Annotated in this window: 25 protein-coding genes, 1 tRNA gene and 1 pseudogene; 4 read left to right on the top strand and 23 right to left on the bottom strand. The window is 37.6% G+C overall.

The window, feature by feature from the left end:
* Positions 1–9 precede the first annotated feature (9 nt).
* Both KE503_RS00225 and KE503_RS00220 read left to right on the top strand, forming a co-directional pair.
* Positions 10–1,428 (top strand): Gldg family protein, encoded by a 1,419-nt coding sequence (locus tag KE503_RS00225; RefSeq protein WP_212384249.1) that lies wholly within the window; start codon positions 10–12, stop codon positions 1,426–1,428.
* Between the two features lie 9 nt (positions 1,429–1,437).
* Positions 1,438–2,319: a DUF4340 domain-containing protein gene (locus KE503_RS00220; RefSeq protein WP_055197667.1), complete on the top strand. Its 882-nt coding sequence runs from the start codon at positions 1,438–1,440 to the stop codon at positions 2,317–2,319.
* 269 nt (positions 2,320–2,588) lie between these two features.
* On the opposite strand, the gene KE503_RS00215 is transcribed toward KE503_RS00220, so the two are convergent.
* Positions 2,589–3,956 carry a sodium-dependent transporter gene (locus tag KE503_RS00215; protein ID WP_022375327.1) on the bottom strand — a complete coding sequence of 456 codons (1,368 nt, stop codon included), beginning with the start codon at positions 3,954–3,956 and terminating at the stop codon, positions 2,589–2,591.
* Between the two features lie 323 nt (positions 3,957–4,279).
* Here KE503_RS00215 and KE503_RS00210 point away from each other — a divergent pair, with 323 nt between their 5' ends.
* Positions 4,280–5,863 carry a glucose-6-phosphate isomerase gene (locus tag KE503_RS00210; protein ID WP_212384248.1) on the top strand — a complete coding sequence of 528 codons (1,584 nt, stop codon included), beginning with the start codon at positions 4,280–4,282 and terminating at the stop codon, positions 5,861–5,863.
* A gap of 161 nt (positions 5,864–6,024) precedes the next feature.
* A complete protein-coding gene (locus KE503_RS00205) occupies positions 6,025–6,195 on the top strand; it encodes a M15 family metallopeptidase (RefSeq protein WP_249182914.1) in 171 nt (56 codons plus the stop codon).
* An 85-nt stretch (positions 6,196–6,280) separates the two neighbouring features.
* Here the strand turns inward: KE503_RS00205 and KE503_RS00200 are convergent.
* The 22 genes and pseudogenes from KE503_RS00200 to KE503_RS00100 all read right to left on the bottom strand — a co-directional run bounded on the left by KE503_RS00200 (position 6,281) and on the right by KE503_RS00100 (position 23,865).
* Positions 6,281–6,353 (bottom strand) — tRNA-Thr (locus tag KE503_RS00200).
* Between the two features lie 27 nt (positions 6,354–6,380).
* Entirely contained in the window at positions 6,381–6,644 is a 264-nt protein-coding gene (locus KE503_RS00195; RefSeq protein ID WP_022375329.1) for an HPr family phosphocarrier protein, read from the bottom strand.
* Positions 6,641–7,567, bottom strand: coding sequence for a DNA-binding protein WhiA (whiA, locus tag KE503_RS00190; protein ID WP_055197670.1), 927 nt, complete (start codon positions 7,565–7,567; stop codon positions 6,641–6,643). The genes KE503_RS00195 and whiA overlap by 4 nt, the downstream gene beginning before the upstream one ends.
* A gap of 3 nt (positions 7,568–7,570) precedes the next feature.
* Positions 7,571–8,425: an RNase adapter RapZ gene (gene rapZ, locus KE503_RS00185; protein WP_055197671.1), complete on the bottom strand. Its 855-nt coding sequence runs from the start codon at positions 8,423–8,425 to the stop codon at positions 7,571–7,573.
* A 30-nt stretch (positions 8,426–8,455) separates the two neighbouring features.
* Entirely contained in the window at positions 8,456–9,364 is a 909-nt protein-coding gene (murB, locus tag KE503_RS00180) for a UDP-N-acetylmuramate dehydrogenase (protein ID WP_117944478.1), read from the bottom strand.
* A 22-nt stretch (positions 9,365–9,386) separates the two neighbouring features.
* Complete coding sequence (locus KE503_RS00175; RefSeq protein WP_022375333.1) at positions 9,387–10,322, bottom strand: ROK family glucokinase; 936 nt, start codon at positions 10,320–10,322, stop codon at positions 9,387–9,389.
* A gap of 4 nt (positions 10,323–10,326) precedes the next feature.
* Positions 10,327–11,262, bottom strand: coding sequence for an HPr(Ser) kinase/phosphatase (hprK, locus tag KE503_RS00170; protein ID WP_022375334.1), 936 nt, complete (start codon positions 11,260–11,262; stop codon positions 10,327–10,329).
* A 64-nt stretch (positions 11,263–11,326) separates the two neighbouring features.
* A complete protein-coding gene (gene uvrC / locus KE503_RS00165) occupies positions 11,327–13,192 on the bottom strand; it encodes an excinuclease ABC subunit UvrC (RefSeq protein ID WP_212384247.1) in 1,866 nt (621 codons plus the stop codon).
* Between the two features lie 163 nt (positions 13,193–13,355).
* Entirely contained in the window at positions 13,356–14,096 is a 741-nt protein-coding gene (locus tag KE503_RS00160) for a hypothetical protein (protein ID WP_249182913.1), read from the bottom strand.
* Between the two features lie 102 nt (positions 14,097–14,198).
* A pseudogene (locus KE503_RS14930) lies at positions 14,199–14,366 on the bottom strand (HAD hydrolase-like protein); the annotation flags it as partial.
* A gap of 110 nt (positions 14,367–14,476) precedes the next feature.
* Positions 14,477–14,608, bottom strand: a complete 132-nt coding sequence (locus KE503_RS14665; RefSeq protein WP_147340799.1) for a sn-glycerol-1-phosphate dehydrogenase — start codon at positions 14,606–14,608, stop codon at positions 14,477–14,479.
* Positions 14,609–14,694: 86 nt separating this feature from the next.
* On the bottom strand, positions 14,695–15,576 hold the full coding sequence (locus KE503_RS00150) for an aldose 1-epimerase family protein (RefSeq protein WP_022375338.1): 882 nt from the start codon (positions 15,574–15,576) through the stop codon (positions 14,695–14,697).
* Positions 15,577–15,613: 37 nt separating this feature from the next.
* The gene (fba, locus tag KE503_RS00145; protein WP_117944482.1) at positions 15,614–16,462 is read right to left on the bottom strand and encodes a class II fructose-1,6-bisphosphate aldolase; all 849 of its coding nucleotides are present in this window, start codon (positions 16,460–16,462) and stop codon (positions 15,614–15,616) included.
* Between the two features lie 13 nt (positions 16,463–16,475).
* Positions 16,476–17,411 (bottom strand): 1-phosphofructokinase, encoded by a 936-nt coding sequence (gene pfkB / locus KE503_RS00140; RefSeq protein ID WP_212384246.1) that lies wholly within the window; start codon positions 17,409–17,411, stop codon positions 16,476–16,478.
* A 22-nt stretch (positions 17,412–17,433) separates the two neighbouring features.
* Positions 17,434–18,333 carry a sugar phosphate isomerase/epimerase family protein gene (locus tag KE503_RS00135; RefSeq protein ID WP_212384245.1) on the bottom strand — a complete coding sequence of 300 codons (900 nt, stop codon included), beginning with the start codon at positions 18,331–18,333 and terminating at the stop codon, positions 17,434–17,436.
* 47 nt (positions 18,334–18,380) lie between these two features.
* On the bottom strand, positions 18,381–18,920 hold the full coding sequence (hxlB, locus tag KE503_RS00130) for a 6-phospho-3-hexuloisomerase (RefSeq protein ID WP_022375342.1): 540 nt from the start codon (positions 18,918–18,920) through the stop codon (positions 18,381–18,383).
* Positions 18,921–18,933: 13 nt separating this feature from the next.
* Positions 18,934–19,983, bottom strand: coding sequence for a galactitol-1-phosphate 5-dehydrogenase (locus KE503_RS00125; RefSeq protein WP_022375343.1), 1,050 nt, complete (start codon positions 19,981–19,983; stop codon positions 18,934–18,936).
* A gap of 12 nt (positions 19,984–19,995) precedes the next feature.
* On the bottom strand, positions 19,996–20,646 hold the full coding sequence (gene rpe / locus KE503_RS00120; RefSeq protein ID WP_022375344.1) for a ribulose-phosphate 3-epimerase: 651 nt from the start codon (positions 20,644–20,646) through the stop codon (positions 19,996–19,998).
* A gap of 75 nt (positions 20,647–20,721) precedes the next feature.
* Positions 20,722–21,771, bottom strand: coding sequence for a galactitol-1-phosphate 5-dehydrogenase (locus tag KE503_RS00115; RefSeq protein WP_022375345.1), 1,050 nt, complete (start codon positions 21,769–21,771; stop codon positions 20,722–20,724).
* Between the two features lie 38 nt (positions 21,772–21,809).
* Positions 21,810–22,109 (bottom strand): PTS sugar transporter subunit IIB, encoded by a 300-nt coding sequence (locus KE503_RS00110; protein ID WP_022375346.1) that lies wholly within the window; start codon positions 22,107–22,109, stop codon positions 21,810–21,812.
* Between the two features lie 17 nt (positions 22,110–22,126).
* Entirely contained in the window at positions 22,127–22,567 is a 441-nt protein-coding gene (locus KE503_RS00105) for a PTS sugar transporter subunit IIA (RefSeq protein ID WP_022375347.1), read from the bottom strand.
* A 32-nt stretch (positions 22,568–22,599) separates the two neighbouring features.
* Entirely contained in the window at positions 22,600–23,865 is a 1,266-nt protein-coding gene (locus tag KE503_RS00100) for a PTS transporter subunit IIC (RefSeq protein WP_022375348.1), read from the bottom strand.
* Between the last annotated feature and the right edge of the window lie 31 nt (positions 23,866–23,896).

Below are 23,896 nucleotides of genomic sequence, written 5' to 3'. Positions count from 1 at the left end.
GAAATTATCGTGGATAAAATCAAAAATTTATTTCAAAGTAATGATTCGAAACATGGATCTTATACCCTCGCTATGACATCCATCGTGATCGCAATCGTTATCATTTTTAATATGATCGTAAATCTTGTCCCAGAAAATATGAGACAGATTGATATCAGCAGTACAAACATTTATGAAATTTCATCTAAGAGTGAGAAGATCATCAAAAATGTAGATGACGACGTCACTTTTTATGTATTAGCACAAAAAGACAGTACAGATAAACGTATTAAAACTTTCATCAATAAATACGCTTCATTATCAAAGAAGATTCATGTAGAATGGATCGATCCTGTGCTTCATCCATCTGCACTGACAAAATACGGAACAGAAGAAAATAATATTGTTGTATCATGCAAGAAAACAAATCGTAAGATCACAGTTTCTTTTGATGATATTTTAGTTTCTGATAGTTCTTCTTATTATAGTACTTCCTCTTCATCTGCTTCTCAGTTTGATGGAGATGGACAGCTTACAAGTGCATTAAATTATGTCACAAGCACAAAAGAATACAAAGCTTATTATACTTCTGGACATGGGGAATCTTCTCTGTCTTCCGAAGTCACAAGCCTTCTTACTAAATCAAGGATTTCCACAAGTGATCTTCTTTTAATGACTGCAACATCCATCCCTGATGACTGCGATGTCCTGATCATCGATGGACCTACAAGTGATTTTACAAAAGATGAAATCAAATTATTATCTTCTTATTTAAAAAAGGGTGGAAAAGTTGTTACATTACTAGCCCAGACAGATAAGAGTATGAAAAACTTTTACGGCTTATTAAAAGATTATGGTCTAAATGTAGAAAGCGGTTATATTGCAGATACCGAACGTTCTTATCAGGGAAATTATTACTACCTTGTTCCAAACCTTTCTGTAAGCGGTGATATGGCATCTGGTATTACATCAAACTCTGTTATGATGGTCAACTCCAAAGGTATGACACAGAGTACGCCAACAAGAGATTCCATTTCTACAGAAGCTTTCATGACAACTTCAAGCAATGGATATGCTGTCACAGATAAGAAACAGGCACAGGGAACTTATGTCCTTGGTGCGACTGCAACGGAATCTGTAAAAGTCAAAAATAGCAAAGGAAAGAAAGTTACAAAGGAAAGTCGCCTAACTGTTTACGGAAGCAACATGCTGATCGATTCACAGGTCACAAGTTCTTTCTCTTCTTTAGAGAATCTTACTTTATTCACAAACTCTGTAACTGCAAGTTTAGATAATGCCGACAATGTTTCAATCTCTCCAAAGAGTCTTGAAGTAACTTACAACACGATTGCCCACCCAGGTCCATTCAGCATCCTTGTTGTCTTCGTAATCCCACTTGCACTGATCATTGGTGGATTTGTTGTATGGTTTAAACGCAGACGCCGCTAGGAGGTTTTTATGAAGCAGAAAAAAACATTACAAATTTTACTTCTCGTATTTGCAGGACTTCTAGTCCTGTATGCGGGAATCAGTTTCTACAAGAAAAATAAATCTTCCAAAGAAGATTCCGATCAAACACTGATCACAAATTTAAAAAGTTTGACTTCCATTTCTTATAACAACAATGGAGAAACTCTTTCCTTTGAAAAAGGCAGAAACAAATGGTATTACAGCAAAAACAAAAAATACCCGATCACACAATCCTCTCTCGAAAGCCTCGCTTCCACCTTCCAGAAAGTTGAAGCTGTCAGAGAACTTAAAAATGCAGATGCTCTAAAAGATTACGGACTTGATAAGCCAACTTACACTGTAAGGGTAAAAGATAAGTCTGGAAAATCCGTTATTTATTATATCGGAAACGCAACCGGTGAAAACTATTATATTACTTATGGAGATAAATCAAAAATCTATACAGTATCTTCTGATATTGCTTCAGGTTTATCTTCCTCTTTAGACGATCTGATCACAACTGACACTTTCCCTACGCTAAGTACAGGGAACTTAAAGAAAGTACTGATCACTAAAAATGGGAAAACAACTACTTATACAAGCAAGAAGAAAAACCTCGATGGAATTGCTGGAGGATTAGGAGTCTTTACTTTCGGAGACTGCCAGAATTATTATGCAAGCCAGAGTGACTTAAAGAAATATGGTCTAGATTCTGATTCTCGAATAACTGTGGATATTACTTATAAGGATACGGATACTAAGAAGACGAAGAATATTGTACTTTATATTGGTAAGAAGGATTCTGATGAGAAAAATTATTATGTGCAGTTGAAGGGATCACATATGGTTTATTTGAGTGATAAGGATGTCGTTAAAAATATCCTTAATTAAGTTTTGATTTGCGATTGTAGTCTTTCGTGTATGTTAAAGGGGATTGACTGATAATTTTTGTATTCGTTATCAGAAAATCAAAAAGACTTAAGAACACCGATTGGATGAGATGTTTGACATCCCCTTAAATTTTCAATCTTGTGAATTGTCCACACTATAGACTTCTGGTATATGATGAAAAATAAATAAGCAAAATTCCACCGCATCGCGTTCAGTTGCTTATTTATTTTTTATCATATACTCGAAATCTACAGTTGGCCAATTACAAATTAAAATTTTTCAATATACCCCTGCACAAAAATAAACAAAACAATCAAAGGCAGAATATAAGTAATATAAATCTTCGGCCACTTTGGAAACTTAATCCCCTTTCCTTCATTAGCCTCTTTCATAAAGTTATCCCATCCCCATCCATATCGAGATACACAGAATAACAGATAAACTAATGATCCAAGTGGCAGGATATTATTGCTTACAATAAAGTCTTCTAAATCCTGAATCGTTGTTCCTACTCCTAATGGCTGGATAAAGCTCCATACGTTAAATCCTAATGCACATGGCAGGGATAATAATGTGATCACTACTGCATTAAGTGCGATGGATTTCTTAAGGCTCCATCCCCATAAATCTTGTGCAAAGGACAGAATGTTCTGGAATACTGCTATTATCGTTGATAATGCAGCAAAACTCATGAACAGGAAGAACATAGCTCCCCAGATTCTGCTTCCTGGCATTTCATTGAATACGTTTGGCAGCGTGATGAATACAAGGTTTGGGCCGCTTCCTGGGTTTACTCCGAATGCGAAACAGGCTGGGAAGATTACTAATCCAGCCATTAATGCAACTAATGTATCAAGAATGGCTACGCTGATCGCTTCTCCTGTCAATCTGCGACTTTTGTCGATGTAACTTCCAAAAATTGCGATCGCTCCGATTCCTAAACTTAATGTGAAAAATGCCTGTCCCATGGCTGCTGATACCACTGTCATAACACCTTGTTTCTTTACTGCTGCAAAGTCTGGGATCAGATAAAATTTAAGTCCTGCGGATGCTCCATCTAATGTTACGCTTCTTACGATCAAAATCAGAATCACTACAAACAGACATGACATCATAGCTGTTGTAATCTTCTCTACTCCATTTTGAAGTCCTAGTGAACATACCAAGAATCCTAATGTGGTAGCAACTAACATCCAAAAGATCAATGTCTTTGGATCAGCTAACATATTTCCAAAGATATTTTCTATCTGCTGTGGGGTTTTATTTACAAAATCACCTTTTAACATCTTAAAGAAATAACTGATCATCCATCCGGCTACAGTTGTGTAAAACATCATCAGTACATAGTTACCTGCCATACCAAAATAGCTGTACCAGTGCCATTTACTTCCGGCTGGTTCTAATTTCTGAAATGATGTTGCAATACTTCTCTGACTGGCTCTTCCGACTGCATATTCCATGACCATGATCGGTAATCCTAAAATGATCAGGAAAAATAAATAGATCAGTACGAATGCAGCCCCACCATACTGTCCTGTAATAAATGGAAATCTCCATACGTTTCCAAGCCCGATCGCACATCCGGCTGAAATCAGGAGAAATCCGATTCTTGATGAAAATTTTTCTCTATTTTCCAAGCTACTTTCCTCATTTCTATAATATAATTTTGGGATATCACAGAATTTTATTGTATCATAGCTTGTTTTATTTTGGAACCAGATTTTTTGTATACATTTCTGTTAACAACACCGAAGGAGAAGGTTCTGAATTCATCGCTCTCTTCGTTTTGCAGTAGATCAAGAAAGTTTTTAAACTTTTGATTTTACCCCAATTTCCATTGCTTTTACAATATTTTTTCTGTATAATTATTTTATGATATTTGTGCGTGCAGATACCCATTTGTATCTGCACTTCCTTATATTACCAATTATATTTATATGGACTTAAGGAGGATTTATTTATGGTAACATGGAACAACCTTGATACTTTGAAATCTTATGACAAACTTAAAGAACTCAAAGGTCATGTAGACATCAAAGAAGCTATGGCAGGTGAAAACGGAGCAAAACGTGTCGCTGAATACACAGTACCTATGGCTTCTGGATTAAATTTTAACTACGCTGCAAAACAGGTAGACGATGAAGTACTTAACGTATTAGCTGAATTAGCTGAAGAACAGCAGTTAGTTGACAAATTTGAAGAATTATATAATGGAGCTGTGATCAACACTGGAGAACAGCGTCTGGTTCTTCATCATTTAGCACGTAGACAGCTTGGTAAAGATGTCATTGTTGATGGTGTCAACAAACGTGATTTCTATGTTGAACAGCAGAAGAAAGCAGCTGACTTTGCAAACAAAGTACATGCTGGTGAGATTACAAACGAAGCTGGTGAAAAGTTCACTACAGTTGTACAGATCGGTATCGGTGGTAGTGATCTAGGACCTCGTGCTTTATATATTGCTCTTGAGAATTGGGCTAAGACAAATGGATTTGATAAAATGGAAGCTAAATTCATCAGTAATGTTGACCCTGATGATGCAGCTGCTGTTTTAAATTCTATTGATGTTTCTCGTTCTTTATTTATCGTTGTATCTAAATCAGGAACAACTTTAGAGACATTAACAAACGAGGCTTTCGTTAAAGATGCTTTAGTAAAAGCTGGATTAAATCCTTCTAAGCATATGTTAACTGCAACAAGTGAGACTTCTCCTTTAGCTAAGAGTGATGATTATCTTGAAGCATTCTTCATGGATGACTTTATCGGTGGACGTTACTCTTCTGTTTCCGCTGTAGGTGGAGTAATCCTTTCTCTTGCATTTGGACCAGAAATCTTCGCAAGAATCCTTAATGGTATGGCTGATGAAGACAAACTTGCTACAAACAAAAACATCAAAGAAAACCCTGACTTATTAGATGCCTTGATCGGTGTTTATGAAAGAAACGTACAGGGATATCCTGAAACAGCGGTATTACCATACTCTCAGGCATTAAGCCGTTTCCCTGCACATTTACAGCAGTGTGACATGGAATCCAATGGTAAATCTGTTAACCGTTTTGGTGAACGTGTAAACTATGTAACAGGACCTATCATTTTTGGTGAACCTGGTACAAACGGACAGCATTCTTTCTATCAGTTATTACATCAGGGAACTGATATCGTTCCTTTACAGTTTGTTGGATTCAAAGACAGCCAGATTGGTACAGATGTTGTAATCGAAGGAAGTACAAGCCAGAAGAAATTATGTGCAAACGTTGCAGCTCAGATCGTTGCATTTGCTTGTGGTAAAGATGATGAAAACAAGAACAAGAACTTCGAAGGTGGTCGTCCATCAAGTATTATCATCGGAGATCAGTTAACTCCTGAATCTCTTGGATCTCTCTTAGCTCATTTTGAGAATAAGATCATGTTCCAGGGATTCGTATGGAATGTAAACAGCTTCGACCAGGAAGGTGTACAGCTTGGTAAATTACTTGCAAAACGTGTGCTTGCACATGATACAGATGGTGCTTTGAAAGCTTATAGTGATTTATTTGAAATCTAATAGATATTATCTAACTTTATAATGCAGAAGATGCACACAGCTGATATTTCTCATGCTGTGTGCTTTTTCTTATGCTATAATACTCATGTGTTGATATTTTATCTTCACCTGCATCTTCTTATACAAACGAATATACTGCAAAGGGTGTGCCTTACTATTATATGATCGATAATGGACATATCCTGGCAGGTTCTTTTTGGAAACCTAATAAAAACCGTTATTCTATTCCTTTAAACTGCCAGCTTGTAAAGATTCTTCAAAAATACGGATTTGAACGTGGACTCTGGGAATCCAGAAAAGACTATATGCATTTTTCATATTTTGGAACTTAATATTTTAGGATTTAAGTGATAAAAGATAAGTTTTCAACAAAAAAAGAACTGACGCACTTGTCAGTTCTTTTTATATTATATAAAAAGCCGAAAACCGGACTTGAACCGGCGACCCCTTCATTACGAGTGAAGTGCTCTACCAACTGAGCTATTTCGGCGTATATAAAAGCACAGATATGCTGAATCTATGCTCCTTTTGTAAGATAACCTTCAATCTTGCTGACTGCTTCTTCCTCATCTGCTCCGTCAGCTACGACTGTCAAATCTTCTAAACGATCTAAGTCTAACCCTAGACTCATCATTCCCATCATACTTTTTACATTGACTTGCTTATTCCCTGTCTCGAATAAAATCTTGCTCTCAAACTGGCTTGCCATCTGTACAAGAAAAGCTATTGGTCTATCTTCTTCTCTTAAGGCTACTTCCACTTTGACATTCTTTGAAATCATTCCTGTCCTCCCAATCTCATCTCTTCCGCAATCCGTCCAATCTTCTTCAATCGGTGATTCACACCTGACTTACCGACTGGCGGTTCTAGCATATCTCCAAGTTCTTTTAGTGTAGCTTCCGGGTGTTCCAGACGTAATCTTGCAATATCCTGCAACCCTTGATCTAAAAAACGGAGGCCTTTGTGCTTATCAATATATTCAATATCTTCCACCTGTTTGACTGCGGCAGAAACCGTCTTATTAATATTCGCTGTTTCGCAATTGACACGACGGTTTACTTTATTACGCATATCTTTCAGGATTCTAACATTCTCAAGTTCCATCAAGGCAATGTGTGCTTCCATAATATTCAACACATCTACGATCTTTGATCCTTCTTTCATGTATACTACATAGTATTTCTTACGCAAAACAATTTTAGCATCTAAATCAAAAAAATTCAAGACTTCTTTTAACTGTTCTGCGGTCTGCTCATCTGTAGAGACGACTTCAAAGTGATAATTCTTCTCAGGATCACTCATGGAACCGGCTGCTTGAAAAGCTCCTCGAATATATGCCCGCTTACAACATGTGTTTTGTAAAACCAACCCAAATTCCCGTAGGTCTAAAAGTTTCACTGTTTTCAATATTAAAACACAATCATTATGCTTGTCAACACTTATCGTATAATTTCGACTTCTTTTTAGAAATTCGTTGCGCCCGACATCAATCTTTGCATGAATATCAAACACTTCTTTTAAAAGTGTATAAAAACGTTTTGCAGCAGATACTGTCTCTGTCTGAATCTGTATCGTATAATTATCTGGTTCAAGACCGATATCTCCGCCAAATTTCAAAAAGCCGGCAATTTCCGCAATCTTGCAATGTCTGGCACTCGTTTCATTTCTTGATAATTCTTCTTTTATATTACTTGAAAATGACATTTGCTACCTCATAATATCTCTATGCTCAACTTTAACAGAATATGGCAGACGTTTTAATTTTTCTGCCAACTTATTTGTAATCGTAACAGATCGGTGTTTTCCACCTGTACATCCAATCCCAATAACAAGATTATACTTGCCTTCCTTGATATAATTTGGAATCAGAAATTCCATCATATCGTTTAATTTTTCAAGAAATTCTACTGATTCCTGATGTTCCATCACAAAATCCTGAATTGCTTTGTCATTTCCAGTGAGTGGTCGAAGTTCCAGATCGTAATATGGATTCGGAAGAAATCGTACATCAAAAACCAAATCCACATCTGCTGGAATTCCGTATTTGAACCCAAAAGAAACAACTGCAATCTGGAATCGTTCCCCTTCTTCACCTTCAACAAAAATATGATTAATCTCCTCTTTTAATTCTTTTGTGAGAAGCTGACTTGTGTCGATAACATAATCCGCTTTCTCCTGTAAAAATTTCATGATCTCACGTTCTTTTGCGATTCCATCTTCGACTCTTCCATCTCTTGATAATGGATGATTTCTTCTTGTCTCTTTATATCTTTTTAATAAAATACGATTGCTTGCATTTAGATAGAGAATCTCATATTTAATCCCTGCTTCTTTGATTTCTTTTAATTTCTGCTCTAATTCGCCGATTCCTTCTCCGTTACGGATATCAATCCCAAGTGCAGCATTTTCTATCTTGGCAGTCTTATCTAATAACATTTCTGCAAATTTATCAAGCAATGCCACTGGAAGATTATCAACACAAAAATATCCAACATCTTCTAACATCTTTAACGCACTGCTTTTTCCTGCTCCCGACATTCCTGTTACAATTACAAATCTCATCTTCGCTGCTCCTTCTTAGAATCTTCTTATCTAGAACCTTCCAACTCGTTTTACTTCCGGTTCCATCGTAACTCCAAACTGTTCTTTTACTTTATCTGCTACATCACTGATCAACTGCATAACATCTGCTGCTGTGGCGTTTCCACGATTGATCACGAAACCACTGTGTTTCTCTGATACCTGGGCATCTCCAACCTGATATCCCTTTAATCCAGCATCCTGAATCAGTTTTCCTGCAAAATATCCTTCTGGACGTTTAAATGTACTTCCTGCACTTGGATATTCCAATGGCTGTTTTGTTTTTCTCGCTAAAGCATACTCATCCATCTTTGCCTTAATTTCTTCTTTATTGCCTTTCTCCAGAGCGATCACACCTTCTAAGACAACATACTCGTTCTTAAGAACATTGCTTGTACGATATCCAAGTTCTAATTCTTCTGCTTTCAGGGTTTTGATCTCTCCATCTTTTGTAAGAACCTTAACTTCTTTTAATACCTGTACCATTTCACCGCCATATGCACCTGCGTTCATTACAACTGCACCACCAAATGTTCCCGGAATTCCTCCTGCGAATTCAAAACCTGTCAGTTCTTCATTCAATGCCGCTTTGGATGTAGAACTTAATAATGTTCCTGCTTTTACGGTAAGTTCATTTCCGTTGACTTCAATTCCACTGTAGTTTTTGTAAATCTGAAGAACAATACCATCCATTCCATCATCTGCAACTAAAAGGTTACTTCCATTTCCTAAAACAAATAATGGAATTCCTTCTTCTTTTGCAAAATGACAGACTGCTTCAATCTCTTCAATACTCTCTGGTGCTGCAAAAATATCTGCTGGTCCTCCAATGCGGAATGTTGTATGTTTCTTCATTGGTTCATTGCTTAAAATATATTTCTCTGGTATGATCTGTTTTAATTTATCGATCTTTACGTCCATAATTTCTCCATTCTATCTGTACTTATGAAAGCATCAGGCTGGCTGCACCATAGATTCCTGCATCATTTCCAAGTGTTGCCAGAACAAATTTTGTTTCCTGTGCTTTTCCAAATGTATATGTCTTATAATGTGCATTGATCGCATCTAAAAGGATCTGTCCAGCTTTGGATACTCCTCCTCCAATCACAAATACTTCTGGATCTACCATCAATGCAATATTTCCTGCTGCAAGTGCTAATTTCTTACCAAGATTGTCTACCTGTGTGGCTGCAAATTCATCTCCTGCTTTGGCTGCATCGAAAATGTCTTTTGATGTTACTTCAGTAATGTCTTTCAGTGTAGTTGATTTCTCGTATTTTTTGAGTGCTTTCTTTGTCTCATATACGATTCCTGTAGCTGAAGCATAAAGCTCTAAACATCCTGTTTTTCCACAATTGCATACTCGATCATCAAAAGGATCCACCGTCATATGGCCGATCTCTCCTCCATATCCACGACTTCCGTCAACAATCTTTCCATCAATGATGATTCCACCACCGACTCCAGTTCCAAGAGTGATCATAACTGCACTGTTATATTTCGCTGCTGCACCCATCCAGATCTCTCCTAATGCTGCTGCGTTTGCATCATTTGTTGCTTTGACAGGGCATCCTGTAAGTTTTGACAACTCACCTGCCACATCAACACTTCCCCATCCAAGATTTACACATTCATTTACCCTTGCAAATTCCAAAACTGCACCTGGAACTCCGGCTCCAATCCCGATCACATCCTCACGTGTAAGATCATTCTCTTTCATATGATCATTCACTGCTGTTGCGATATCTGAAATAATATTCTTTCCATTATCTTCTGTTCTTGTCTTGATCTCCCATTTTTCTTTTAATGTTCCATCTTCTGCAAACAGTCCCATCTTTATAGTTGTTCCACCGATATCAATTCCATAGATATATTTCATACAATTATTCCTCCATCTGTCCTGTAACACGTTTATAAAGCTCTTCTGCCGCATTATATCCCATCTTCTTCTGTCTGTGGTTGATCGCTGCTGCCTCTACGATGATTGCCAGATTTCGTCCTGGACGGATCGGAAGTGTATGTGCCGCAACTTTATTTCCTAAATATTCTACATATTTCTCTTCCAGTCCTAAGCGATCGTAATCTGCATCTTTATTCCAGTCTTCCAATTGAATAACCAGATCAATCTCCTGTTCCATCTTCACACTCTCAACACCATACAGATTCTTAACATCAATAATTCCGATTCCTCGTAGTTCAATAAAGAATCGTGTAACTTCCGGTGATGTTCCGATCAAAGTCTTTTTGCTGACTCTCTTAATCTCTACCACATCATCAGATACCAATCGATGTCCTCTTCGTATTAATTCCAAAGCAGCTTCACTCTTACCAATTCCACTTTCACCCGTGATCAGAATACCTTCTCCAAATACATCGACCAAAACACCATGAATCGTAATACTTGGTGCTAATACAACACCAAGCCATCGGATAACTTCTGCCATAAACTCTGATGTTGAATCCTGTGAAATAAGAACTGGTACACTATATTTCTTGGCAATATCTAACAGCATCTCACTTGGATGAAGGTTTCTGCAAAATACGATCGCTGGAATTCCAGCCCCAATAAATCTATTATAAATATTTTTTGCATTTTCAACATCTTTCTCTACTTCTTCAATAAATAAATGCTCTGCTTTTCCAATGATCTGCACACGATTCTTTGCAAAGTTTTCAAAGAATCCTGCCAGTTGCAATGCAGGTCTGTTGATCTCAGCCTGTTCAATATAAACTTCTCTAGAATTGATCTCTGGTGTGACTTCTTTTAAATTTAATTCCTTTACCATATCATATACTGATACTTTATGCTCTTTATCCATAATTCTTCTCACTTTCTGCACCTTTGATTACCGGTCTCTTTATTTATTGTAACATATTTCTTCTTTACTTGGAAACGTGAAAAAATTCATAAATTGCCTGGGCTGTGCTTTGATTCATACCTGGAACATTTAAAAGTTCCTCAATCTCTGCTGTCTTAATCTGACTGATATCTTTAAAATACTTCATCAGTTCTTTTCGTCTTTTGGGTCCAACTCCTTTGATATCATCAAGAACAGAATGCACCTGCCCTTTTGCACGCAGTGAACGATGATATTCAATCGCAAAGCGATGGGCTTCGTCCTGTATTCTTGTCACGAGTAAAAAGGCTTCACTATTAGGCGGGAACATAATTTCCTCATTATTATAATACAATCCTCTTGTTCTATGATTATCATCCTTAACCATTCCACAGACTGGAATATCAAGTTTTAATTCATCTAACACTCTGAGTGCAACATTAACCTGACCCTTTCCTCCATCCATCATCAAAATATCTGGAAATTTGGTAAAACCTCCAAGTTCTGTATCCTTCCCTTGTTCTTTTAATTCTTCCAGTTCCTTCTTCCCATGGAGAAATCTTCTCGTAAGAACTTCCTGCATACTCGCATAATCATCTGGACCTTCGATAGTTCTTAAACGGAACTTACGGTAATCTCTTCTTCTTGCTTTTCCTTTTTCAAATACGACCATGGATGCAACTGTTTGAAATCCGCTGATATTTGAAATATCAAATGCTTCCATTCGATTTAAACCTTTTATTCCAAGCAGTTTTTCAATTTCATGAACCGCCCCGATCGTTCTTTTTTCTTCACGTTTGATCTTCTCACGATCCATTCGCAGTACATTCTGAGCATTTTCTTTTGCCATCTCTACCATCTTATGTTTCTGTCCACGTACTGGTATCTTAAAATGCACTTTGGCTCCACGCTTCTTTGACAGCCATTCTTCAATAATCTCTTTCTCTGCAATGTCATGTTCAAGAAAAATTTCTCCAGGAAGATATGGCGTTCCTGCATAAAACTGTTTTACAAAAGCCCCTAAAACTTCCTCTTTTGAACTTTCCTCATCTGCTTCCATATGAAAATGTTCCCTTCCAAGAAGTTTTCCTTTGCGGATAAAGAAAATTGATACTACAACGTCTTTGTCATCCTCTGCCATTGCAATAATATCTCGATCTTCAAAAGCATAGGTATTGATCTTCTGACGGTCCATGATTCGCTCAATACTCTTAAGGAGATCTCTGTATTCCATCGCCTGTTCAAACTCCAGTTCATCCGATGCCTTTTGCATTTTCTCCTGAAGCATCTTTGCAACCTGTTTGTAATTTCCATTTAAAAACCTTAATGTTTCATCAATCTGCTTTGCATAATCTTCCTTTGATATATACCCCTGACATGGTGCATTACACTGCTTGATCTGATAATACAGACATGGCCTGTCCTTTCCCGTATCTTTCGGTAATCTGCGGTTACATGTACGGATTTTAAATATCTTTCGAAGCAGTTCAATCGTATCATTTACCGCTCCCGCACTTGTATAAGGTCCAAAATATTTGCTTCCATCAGCCTTCATCTTTCTAGCCAGCATGATCCTTGGAAATTCTTCATTGGTTGTCACTTTGATATAGGGATATCCTTTGTCATCTTTTAGTTTGGTATTGTATTTGGGATGATGCTCTTTGATCAGATTATTCTCAAGCACCAACGCTTCTAGTTCAGAATCTGTAATAATATATTCAAAATAAGCAACATTTTTTACCATGTGCTGAATCTTCACAGAGAGATTCCTGCTGTCCTGAAAGTACTGACGCACACGATTACATAACTTGATCGCTTTTCCAACATAAATGATCTCATCTTTACTGTTATGCATCAGATAAACTCCGGGCTTCGCCGGAAGTTTCTTCAATTCTTCCTGAATATCAAACATGAACTTCCCTCCATCTCTATTTTGTATCTTTTGGGGTTGCAAAATACACTTAAGCTTTATCATAGCATAAATTGGGGGTTAAAAAAAGTGGGATGTGTGGAGTGTTTTTGATCGTATATAATAAGGGACCACCATAAACAGCAGTCCCTTACGTTAATCTTTTTTAATTTTTCTTTCGCTTCTTCAACAATCTCACAATCATCACAACCGCTAAAACATCCACAGCAAGCATTATCCATTTTCGAATCTTATATGATGTTTTTTCTTCTGTATCCCCCACCAGACTAGTTTTATGATCCATTTGTTTTAATTTTTCTGAATTTCTTATTTCTTCAATTGTTAAATATTTCTTCATATTCCACCTCGCATCATAAATCTTTTTTCCTCGGTAATATACTTTATTTTTATTGCTTAGGCTTGAGAATTTATTCATCCTTCCATCGGAGTTGATAAAATATTTAAGTATGATACTTTGAACATCTGGACTTTTATCACATGGTTTGACAGATAGTGTCTGATAATCTTCGTTGTCTACCTCATATAGTCCGTTTGAGATTATCCATTTTCCTTTCGTCTTCTTTAATGATGCAATAACATAGTCTCCTTCTTCGAGTGTTGTTTTCCCATGATAGGATGATGTATAGGAAATTCCCCCATTTCTCATGATGACGTATCTATGATTTTCTGTCCTTTTCCCGATTGCTTCTGCCGTTGATTCTATATTGATATAATCTTTTGCGATGATTACAAAATAATCGTCTGAAATATGTGAAATAGTTCCCACAAATAATACATCTTGATTCTTATTTTTTATTATAGAATTTATCTTTGTATCTGCAGATACCAGCTTTATGTTACCAAGCATCATGAAAAAACAGATAAAACAAACTATTATACGTCTCATTCTGTCATGTACCTCCTTATGTTATTTATTATACATGCATTCTTAGAACGAAATATAATAGAAAATGTGAAATATGCTTATGTTTTTCTTAAATTTCATTATAACATCTCTGTGATCAGCAACTGCAATATCTGTATATAATCTGTCTCCCACAATTGCGATCTCATTCGGTTAGTATCCTGTTTCCTTTATGATATAATGACAAGCTTTTGAAAGTTTTTCATAAGTTAACGTTGTATCAAATCCAAGCACTACAACATCTGGATCTTCTAAACTTTTTACCCCCTGCACTTTCTCTAACATTGCAATGATTTCTTCATTGATCACTGCCATCTCCCAGAAATGTGCCATATGATGTTCTGCTCCTGATGCTGTCAGTCTCATTGGTGCATCTGTGATGATCCGACTGCGATCATACAGTCAACTTCTTTTCCTGCTGCCTCGTATGTATTATCATCACAAACCATAACCAGATGTTTATACTGATCATATGGTTCTTTCTTTAATATCAATCTTAATGATTATACCTCCTGATCTCAAAAAATAAGGGCATATTGCAAGATCTCATTCCTGCAACAGCCCTTATCTTTTCTTTCATTTATAATACAGAAACTGAATAACTATATTCTTTGCTTTCTCCTACTTCTACACTCTGTACATTTCTTTTTTCTTCAAAACGATCTCCTTCATCGCTACATGTTGACAATCCCGTCCATGGTTCAATTGCCACAAAATTCCCATGATTGGCACTTGACCACAGGATCAAGTATGGGAAATCCTTGTATTCCATCTCAATTCCTTTTCCGCTTTTCTTAGAAACAAGTTTTAATTTTCTGGATTTCAGTTCATCAAAGATAACTGCATCAATTTCAAACATTTCGTGATTCAATTCTACTGTGTCTGAATCTTCCAGATATAAAGATCTATGTTCCATATCAACTAAGCCTGTCTCTGGTACTGGTGTTGGAACTGTACATGTTTCTTTTTGTTCAAACACGATTTCATAATCTGTATATTCTTCTCCTGCAACCAATGGACAATTAAATCCTGGATGGCCGCCTGTAAAGAATGGGAATTTCTTCGTGTCCGTATTTTCTACTTCATATGTGATCTTTAATGATCTTCCCTCTAAAGTATATTTTGCCAGCAGACGGAAATCATATGGAAACATCACTTTTGTTTCAATATTGGATGTTATCTCAAATACGATATGTTTTTCGTCTTTTTCGATCATTTCCCACTCACGTTTTCTTACGATCCCATGTCTTGGCATCTGTGTTTCCAGATCATCTCCGATCAGGGCTTTGTCATCTCTTAGTCCACCACAGATTGGAAATAATATTGGTGCCTGTCCACTCCAATACGTTGCATCACCTTGCCAGAGATATTCAATTCCCTGAGAATCTTCAATGGAACATATTGTTCCACCTTTTGTAGTAAATGTTACTGTAAGTTGTTCATTATTTAAAATATATTCCATTTGATATTTTACCTACACTTCCAAACATTCCTCTGATTTATGCTTTTCCTACGCTTCCACAAACTTTCATTTTACTCATGACGTATTTCTTTACTTCTTCTCTTCCTGCTGCACTATATTTCTTAGGATCGATCGTATCTGGATTTTCTGCTAGATATTTGTTTAATCCATTTGTAAATGCAATTCGAAGATCTGTTGCATAGTTTACTTTGCAGATTCCACGTTTGATGCATTCTTCCACTGCTTCATCTGGCACTCCGCTTGTTCCGTGAAGTACTAGCGGAATGTCTACAACTTCTCTAATCTGGCTTAAGATATCAAACTGAAGTTTTGGTTCTCCTTTGTATACACCATGTGCTGTTCCAATTCCGACTGCAAGAGAATCAACGCCTGTTCTTTCTACAAATTCTTTTGCTTCCTGTGGATCTGTATATGGATTATCATCTCCACCATCAAGATCATCTTCTTTTCCACCAACTTTTCCAAGTTCTGCTTCTACTGGAACTTTTCCAGGATGGCATGCATCTGCAACTGCTTTGCTGACTGCAATGTTATCTTCAAATGATTCATGAGATCCATCAATCATGATAGATGTATATCCTGTTCTGTATGCCTGCATTGCAAGTTCAAAACTATTTCCATGATCTAAATGCATAACAACTGGAACTTTTGTTCTTTTTGCTGCAGCTTCCACATTTGCAAGATAATAATCAAGGCCTGCATATTTTACTGTAGATGGTGTTGTCTGCATGATAACTGGTGAATTGAATTCTTCTGCTGCTGCTAAAACTGCCTGTACCATTTCCATATTTTCTACATTAAATGCACCCACAGCGTATCCGCCTTCTTGTGCTTTTAACAGTAATTCTTTTGATGTTACTAACATAACCATGTCCTTTCTATGCTAATTTTATGATCTCAACATTCTTAATGATCTCATCTCTGTCCTTTGGATCAAATCTTCCTGTATGCGGAGATAATGCATTTGCTGATGCTACAGAAACCGCATATTTTAATGCTGCTTCCGGTTCCATTTTCTTCTCCAGTGCGACTGCAAATGCTCCTACCATGGAATCTCCACATCCAACTGTATTGGCAATTTCAATCTTTGGTGGTTTGCCCTGATAAATACCTTTTTCGCAAACTAACAATGCTCCATCTCCGCCAAGTGAGATAACGACATAAGGAATTTCCTTTTCTTTGTAAATTCTTTTTGCGTATGTAATAACTTCATCTTTACTTTGAATCTTTGTATGGAATAATAATTCAATCTCATCTTCGTTTGGTTTCACCATTGTCGGCTGGCTTTCCAGTCCTTTTTCAAGGTATTCGCCACTTGTATCTAAAATGACCTGTTTACCCTGATCTTTGATCACTTTGATCAGTTTCTGGTAAATATCTTTGCCCATGCCTTTTGGAGCACTTCCAGAGATTGTTATAACGTCACTGTCTTTTATGATTTCTGGAAATTTGTTTAGGAAGTCTGCTTCTTCTTCTTTTGTGACATTGCATCCGCCTTCTAAATATTCAGTTGATCCATATCCTGGATCTAAAATATTAATACAGCTTCTTGTTTCTCCCTGGATACGCCCAAATTCATGGTTGATTCCATCTGCGTCCAGAAGTGATTCCAGATATTGTCCATTAAATCCGCCAACCAGACCAGTTGCCTTTGAGTCAACGCCACAGAGTTTAATAACTCTTGCGACATTTAATCCTTTTCCTCCAGCACTGTTATCTGTTTTGGCGACACGCATAACAGTACCATTTTCAATTTTTTCTGTCATATGATAAGCTTTGTCAATGGATGCATTTAATGTTACTGTCGTGATCATATCATTTCCTCCATTGCTTCGATTACAGACTCTTAAAGAATTTGACACCTGCTGCTGCATCAGCTACAAGTCCATCAATATCTGTACCATCTTTAATCGCTCTCCATAAAGAAATACTCTTAGCGCTAGATGAACTTTCCAGTACGAATGGTTCCATAATAAATGGTCCTTCATAACCGATATCTTTAATCGTTGCTGCGATTGCTTTCCAGTCAATGTTTGTTTTCTTTTCACCATTTGGGATCTTTCGGTTTGCCTCTCCGATATGGATGTATCCTAAATATCCTTTATCAGAAGCTGCTCTGATCGCATCTGGGATATAGTCTTCTTCAATATTCATATGGAATGTATCTAACAGAAGTTTGCAGTATGGATTATTGATTTCTTCACAAATCGCGATTCCTTCTTCTGCTGTATTTGCAATATATTGTTCAAAACGGTTTACGATTTCAAGACAAAGCACAACTTTCACTTCTTCTGCGTGTTTTGCAACTTCTTTAAGTCCTCTGATCGCATTGGCTCTGCGTTCCTTTTTCATTTCAATCGCATCGTCATCTGCTCCTGGACGTGTATTCCACAATCCATAAGGAATTCCGGAGAACAGTTTTGCTCCCATTTCTTTGCTTAAATCTAACATATGACATAAATGTTTGATTCCTGCTTTATGAGATTCCTCGTCAGAACTTGATACGTCTCTTTCTGGTCTTAAACCTGTTCCATTGATCGTAATAGAAAGTCCTGCATCTTCGATTTCTTTTCTAAGTGCTGCTCGTCCTTCGATTGTCAATGGAACAAAATCTCCTGCTTTTAATTCGATTGTATCCATATTCGCCTTTTTTGTCAGCTCTATGATCTGATGAATATCTAATGCTGGTGTTGTTCCACTCCAATATGCTGTCTGCAATCCTACATTATTCTGCATCTTGTTCTCCTTCTTTCTGTCTGTTAATACCTAATACTTATCAATATCTATTCTAAACTTGCATGGCGTTTTGCCATATCTTCGTTGCTTCCTTCTTTTTCCTCGCTCATCTCAAGGATGATCGTGTCAAATACCATTAAAAGCATCTGTTCAAACAGGCTTCCAAGCGGCTGTACGCTGACCTTGGATGTCGCAAATTTGGTTGCTGCTTCAATCTCGATATCTGGTGCGTGAATCTTTCCAAGTGTTGATTCTGGTGCAGAAGATATCACGATCAAGTCAACTCCCTGTTTCACTGCTGACTCGGCTGTCATGCATACACTTCCTGTCTCTCCTGAAGCAGAAGCCACGATCAAGAGGTCACCCTCCTGAACAGATGGCGTTGTTGTCTCACCGACAACATAGGAATTTAATCCGATCTGCATCAAGCGCATTGCAAATGCTTTTAACATTAATCCTGAACGTCCTGTCCCATAGACGAAAATACGTTTATGTTCTTTGATCTTCTTGATCACTTCCTGAAGTTTCTCAGGAGCGATCGTTTTTGAAGATCTGTCTAATTCTTCGATGATCGTATTCATTCTCATAACGTATTTCCTCCTATCTGTCTTCTTCTGGATACAATAAGACTTTTCCATATCCTTTCGGATTAGCAATGATCTTCTTAAACATTTCTGGGCCTTCGCTTAAGTTTACCTGATGTGTTACCATACCGAGGACGTCAACTTTACCTGAACCGATGTATTCTACTGCATTTGTCCATTCTTTTCCTGGATATGGAGCAGAGATCGTACACCATGAACCGATGACATGTAATTCATTTCTCATGATACGTTCAAAGTAAAATCTAGGGATTGGTACGTCTGCATATGGAATTCCCATGTAGACAACCTCTCCTCCTTTATGAGGTAAACCTAAAACTCTGGCTGCTGTAAATGGATTTCCTGCGGATTCGATCGCAAGGTCAACTCCATTTCCATATTTACGAATTTCATCATGGAAGTCGATATCTGTTGAATTGATCAGAACGTCAGCTCCAAATTCTTTTGCTAACTGTAACTGTGCATCGTCAATATCAATTGCAAATACTCTCTTTGCTCCGAAAGCTTTCGCCCATGCGATTGCCATCAGACCGATATTTCCACATCCAACAACCGCTACTTCGTATCCCATTTTGATACTTGTCTGATACAGACCATGAATCGCAACAGTCGCTGGTTCTACTAAAGCACCCTGTTCGTAACTCATGCTGTCTGCCATTTTTACAAAGTTGATTTCTGGGAGTTTGATGTATTCTGCGTAAGCTCCTGGTACATAAGCTCCAATTGTGTTTAAGTTTTCGCATCTGGATGGATGACCACTCTTACAGTATTCACATTCGTGGCATACCATGTTTGGGCATCCTACGACACGGTCTCCCGGTTTTAAATTCTTAACACCTTCTCCGACTTCAACAACCTCACCGCAAAATTCATGTCCCCATACATTTCCTGGTACATATGGTCCAAGGTTTCTGTATCTTGCAATATCGGAACCACAGATTCCGACTGCTTTTACCTTTACGATGACATCATCTGGTTTCTCGATGACTGGGTCGGGTGCATCTTCATATCTTAAATCCTGTACGTCATAAAATCTTAATGCTTTCATTGTTATTTCTCCTTATTTTAATGCTTCTCTCAGTGTTTTGATCTTCTCGGCAATATCGCCTTTGAATACATATCCTCCTGATACAAAAACATTAACTCCTGCTTCTTTACATTTTGCAATGTTTGTGTTGTCAATTCCCCCGTCAACTTCCAGATCGATATCTCGATCTCCGATCAGTTCACGAACGTTTTTGATCTTTGTAAGCAGTTCTTCATGGAATCCCGGTCCTGCTTCTCCAGGATTGATCGTCATTAAAAGGATCATATCGATTTTATCCAGCACATATTTTAATGTATCTTCATTGGTTGCTGGACTTAAAACTACTCCTGCTTTCACACCACGGCTTTTGATCTTTTCAATACAGCTGTAAAGTCTTGTTGTTGATTCCTGATGAATTGTAATGATATCTGCTCCGGCATCAATGATCGTATCCAGCTTTCTTTCCGGCTTTTCAATCATCAAATGTACATCCAGAGGAATTGTTGTGAGTTCTTTTAACATTTTGATATGATCTGGACCAAATGCCATTTTCTCTACAAAATGTCCATCCATCACATCAACATGTAATAATTCGACATTATTTTCTTCTAATATTTTCAATTGTTGACTTAAATTTCCAATACCTGCGCCAAAAACTGATGGTGCTAGCTTCATAGTACGCATATAGCTTACCTCTTTTCTTCCTACTCTTCACTTTGTAATCTATCAGTTATATGTTATTATATGGATTTTTGACTGCTATGCTTCGCTGTCGATTAAGATCTTTCCTTTAACTGCTCCTCTTGTCTTGAACATTTCAAAACCTTCTGCAATTCTGGAAAGTGGTAATTTCTTGAAGATCAAGGCTTCCTCGCCTTTTAACTGACCTGTTGCGAAATAGTGTGCGACGCAATCCCATTCATGTCCTGGGAATGGTGCTGAATAAGATAACCATGATCCTGTCATTGTGAATTCTTTACGGTTCATGTTCTCCCATTCTTCTACTGTGAATGTTAACTCTTTGGTTGGTTTTCCAATATAGCAGATACCTGCTTTGTTTGCGGCAAGTTCATATGCCATTTTCATTGTGATGGTGCTTCCTGCTGTCTCGTAAATATAGTCAAATCCTTTTCCATCTGTCATTGCCATTGCTTTTTCCATGAAGCCTTCTTCTAATGTGTTGACTCCATCATAAGCTCCCATTTCTTTTGCAAGCTTGATTCGATCATCGTCGATGTCAAATACAACGGTCTTGGCAGCTCCATAAATGTTTGCCCACTGCATAACGAGTAATCCGATCGTTCCTCCACCAAGGATTGCTACCGTCTTACCACCTTCATATGGCAGGCACTCAAGTCCATGTAATGCAACTGCTGCCGGCTCGAATAATGCTCCCTGTTCGAATGACACACTGTCATCAAATGGAACCGCATTCTGTTCTGGAACACAAATGTATTCTGCAAAACTTCCTGGCTGTCTTGTTCCGATAAAACTGTAATGTTTACATAATGCATAATCACCTTTCATGCAGTCTTCACATTTCATGCAAGGAACAAGGGGAGCGCCAGCTACACGCTGGCCTTTCTTTACCTTTGTAACTCCTTCTCCCACTTCTTCCACAACTCCGGAAAACTCATGACCAAGGATGATTGGATAAAAATGTGCACCGTCTCCATTTACTCGTGGAACATCTGATCCACAAATTCCTGAATATTTTACTTTAACAAGTACTTCTCCTGCTTTCGGTACTGGAGTCTCTACTTCTTCGTATCTGATATCTTCTCTAGCATGTAAAACTCCTGCTTTCATCTTATAACACCTTGTCCTTTCTTAAACTTTTCCTGTTCTTATTCTTCTGCGAGTTTCTGAAGTAAATCTGCAACTTTCTTTCTTGTAGCATCTTTACCGATTCCGGATACAAGACCGAACACGCTTAAGTGTGGTTTTTCCAATGGGTTACGATAGTTTGCTGTTGTAAATACTACATCTACGTCTTTTTGTTTCATTGGAACTTCAGAGATCGTACCTTTCATCAGGCGGATTTTTACTCCTGCATTTTTTGCGATATCTTTGATTTCTTCCTGTGCAATTGTTGATGTTGCTACACCACTTCCACAAGCTACTAATACTTTAACTTCTTTTGCCATGATACTTATCTCCTTTTCTATCCTAATTGCTCAGTTAAATATGCTACTGTTTCTTCATTTGAAAGTTCTTTACATTTTAATAGTACTTCTTTGTTATTTAAAAATTCCATCATTCTTTGAAGCACCTGTAAATGTTCATTGGGATCTTTGATCGCCAAGTTGAAGATCAGATCAGTTTCTACTTGCTCTGTATCATCATCTAATCTTCGAAATATCACAGGGGATTCTAATTTTAACAGACAAATTGCGTTCTCTTTAATTCCAGATACTTTTGCATGTGGAATTGCTGTTGGGATTTCTGTTGGAAGTCCTGTTGGATAATCTTTTTCACGCTCTACACAAGCTTTTCCAAAATCTTCTCCTACGATTCCCGCTTTATGCAGGGCTTCTCCACACAGCGTGATCGCTTCTTCACTACTATTTGCTGTCCCCTGTATCACCAAATATTTTGTTGCCATTTTAGTTTCTCCTCTTATATCAAGTCTATCTATTATCCGATCATCATCATGATTCTATGGATGAATGATACGATTAAGTTACCTGGGTTCCATCCAAAGTGGGATGCTGTTACTGTACCTGCAAAGTGTACGTTTGTTACGGACATCATCTGTGTTGCTTCTGGAATGAACATATTAGCAAAGAACAGTGTTAAATACATCATAAGTGTCATACCGATCAATGATCTTACAAGATTTCCTTTACTGCTTAATACTACCATTGGTGTCATGTAGCATACTTCTGCTAATAAGCTTAATGGGAAGAATCTCATTCCTGGTACAAGGAATACTAATAATACTGTAACTGGGATCATGATAGCTGTACATGTGATACATGCTGGATCTCCAAGTCCAAGTGCGATATCCATTCCGATGTAGATGTCTGCATCTTCACCAACTTTTCTATGTGCGTATTCGCTTGCTGCCTGTCCTAATGGAGATAATCCTTCCATCATGATTGATACCATTCTTGGGATTAATACCATTGCTGCTGCAACTCCCATAGCCATTGTTACGATATCAGCTGGGCTCTGTTTTGTGATAACTCCTAAGAATACACCGGCGAAGATACCGATTACGGCTGGGTCACCGAAGATTCCTAATTTCTCACCGATCTTTGTCATGTCTACGTCTACTTTGTTAAGACCAGGAATTTTGTCAATGATCTTATTTAACAGGTAGCAGATTGGATAAGCCCATGCTACGAAGCAAAGACATGTACATGTTGTTCCTTCAAGTCCGAAGAATTCCTGCCATGGTTTTGCAATCCACTGTCCGAAGAATAAAACTGCCATACCACAGGCAAATGCTACGATAAATCCGATAACTGCATTCTTTGTTAACGCATATGCTAAAGCACCTGGTACTAAGAAATGCATGAAGTTCCAAATATCTACGTTTAATACTTTTGTTACTTTTAATCTAACCAAGATCAAGTTTGCGATGATGATCGCTGGAATTACAAGTACTGCAAATGGTGTTGTCCAAGATGCTGCTCCTAATGCTGCAAATCCAATCTCTAATGTGTCGTAACCAGATCCAAGATCTTTGTAATACTGCATGGCTGGTGTTACTGATGTGATCAGTAAGTTAACCGCTAATACTAATCCCTGGAAACCGATACCTACTAACAGACCAGCTTTGATCGCTCTACCGATCTTCATTCCAAAGAAAATACCTAAGATCGCGATGACGAATGGTAATAATGTACTCGCCCCCATGTTAATAAAGCCCTGAAAGAATTTTAATACTACTTCCATTTTTTAACCTCCGTTTTCTTATCCATATTTT

This window comes from Anaerostipes sp. Marseille-Q3525 (genome assembly GCF_018223505.1).
Classification (GTDB): Bacteria; Bacillota; Clostridia; order Lachnospirales; family Lachnospiraceae; genus Anaerostipes; species Anaerostipes amylophilus.
The sequence above is the reverse complement of the archived record's forward strand: the minus strand, read 5'-3'. Positions and strand labels throughout refer to the sequence as shown.

What these genes read in the sequence shown, in the direction of transcription:
- rpe (WP_022375344.1), bottom strand. Translation starts at nt 20,646, where the DNA reads ATGCGTACTATGAAGCTAGCACCATCAGTTTTTGGCGCAGGTATTGGA.
- rapZ (WP_055197671.1), bottom strand. Translation starts at nt 8,425, where the DNA reads ATGAGATTTGTAATTGTAACAGGAATGTCGGGAGCAGGAAAAAGCAGT.
- KE503_RS00195 (WP_022375329.1), bottom strand. Translation starts at nt 6,644, where the DNA reads ATGATTTCAAAGAATGTCAAAGTGGAAGTAGCCTTAAGAGAAGAAGAT.
- whiA (WP_055197670.1), bottom strand. Translation starts at nt 7,567, where the DNA reads ATGTCATTTTCAAGTAATATAAAAGAAGAATTATCAAGAAATGAAACG.
- KE503_RS00175 (WP_022375333.1), bottom strand. Translation starts at nt 10,322, where the DNA reads ATGAAATATATCTATGGAATTGATATCGGTGGAACAACTATAAAGATG.
- KE503_RS00210 (WP_212384248.1), top strand. Translation starts at nt 4,280, where the DNA reads ATGGTAACATGGAACAACCTTGATACTTTGAAATCTTATGACAAACTT.
- KE503_RS00100 (WP_022375348.1), bottom strand. Translation starts at nt 23,865, where the DNA reads ATGGAAGTAGTATTAAAATTCTTTCAGGGCTTTATTAACATGGGGGCG.
- KE503_RS00115 (WP_022375345.1), bottom strand. Translation starts at nt 21,771, where the DNA reads ATGAAAGCAGGAGTTTTACATGCTAGAGAAGATATCAGATACGAAGAA.
- pfkB (WP_212384246.1), bottom strand. Translation starts at nt 17,411, where the DNA reads ATGATCACGACAGTAACATTAAATGCATCCATTGACAAAGCTTATCAT.
- KE503_RS00125 (WP_022375343.1), bottom strand. Translation starts at nt 19,983, where the DNA reads ATGAAAGCATTAAGATTTTATGACGTACAGGATTTAAGATATGAAGAT.
- KE503_RS00160 (WP_249182913.1), bottom strand. Translation starts at nt 14,096, where the DNA reads ATGAGACGTATAATAGTTTGTTTTATCTGTTTTTTCATGATGCTTGGT.
- KE503_RS00135 (WP_212384245.1), bottom strand. Translation starts at nt 18,333, where the DNA reads ATGCAGAATAATGTAGGATTGCAGACAGCATATTGGAGTGGAACAACA.
- KE503_RS00220 (WP_055197667.1), top strand. Translation starts at nt 1,438, where the DNA reads ATGAAGCAGAAAAAAACATTACAAATTTTACTTCTCGTATTTGCAGGA.
- KE503_RS00150 (WP_022375338.1), bottom strand. Translation starts at nt 15,576, where the DNA reads ATGGAATATATTTTAAATAATGAACAACTTACAGTAACATTTACTACA.
- fba (WP_117944482.1), bottom strand. Translation starts at nt 16,462, where the DNA reads ATGTTAGTAACATCAAAAGAATTACTGTTAAAAGCACAAGAAGGCGGA.
- KE503_RS00205 (WP_249182914.1), top strand. Translation starts at nt 6,025, where the DNA reads ATGATCGATAATGGACATATCCTGGCAGGTTCTTTTTGGAAACCTAAT.
- hprK (WP_022375334.1), bottom strand. Translation starts at nt 11,262, where the DNA reads ATGGATAAAGAGCATAAAGTATCAGTATATGATATGGTAAAGGAATTA.
- hxlB (WP_022375342.1), bottom strand. Translation starts at nt 18,920, where the DNA reads ATGAGAATGAATACGATCATCGAAGAATTAGACAGATCTTCAAAAACG.
- KE503_RS00105 (WP_022375347.1), bottom strand. Translation starts at nt 22,567, where the DNA reads ATGGCAACAAAATATTTGGTGATACAGGGGACAGCAAATAGTAGTGAA.
- murB (WP_117944478.1), bottom strand. Translation starts at nt 9,364, where the DNA reads ATGGACGTAAAGATCGATAAATTAAAACAGATCATACCAGAGAAATAT.
- KE503_RS00110 (WP_022375346.1), bottom strand. Translation starts at nt 22,109, where the DNA reads ATGGCAAAAGAAGTTAAAGTATTAGTAGCTTGTGGAAGTGGTGTAGCA.
- uvrC (WP_212384247.1), bottom strand. Translation starts at nt 13,192, where the DNA reads ATGTTTGATATTCAGGAAGAATTGAAGAAACTTCCGGCGAAGCCCGGA.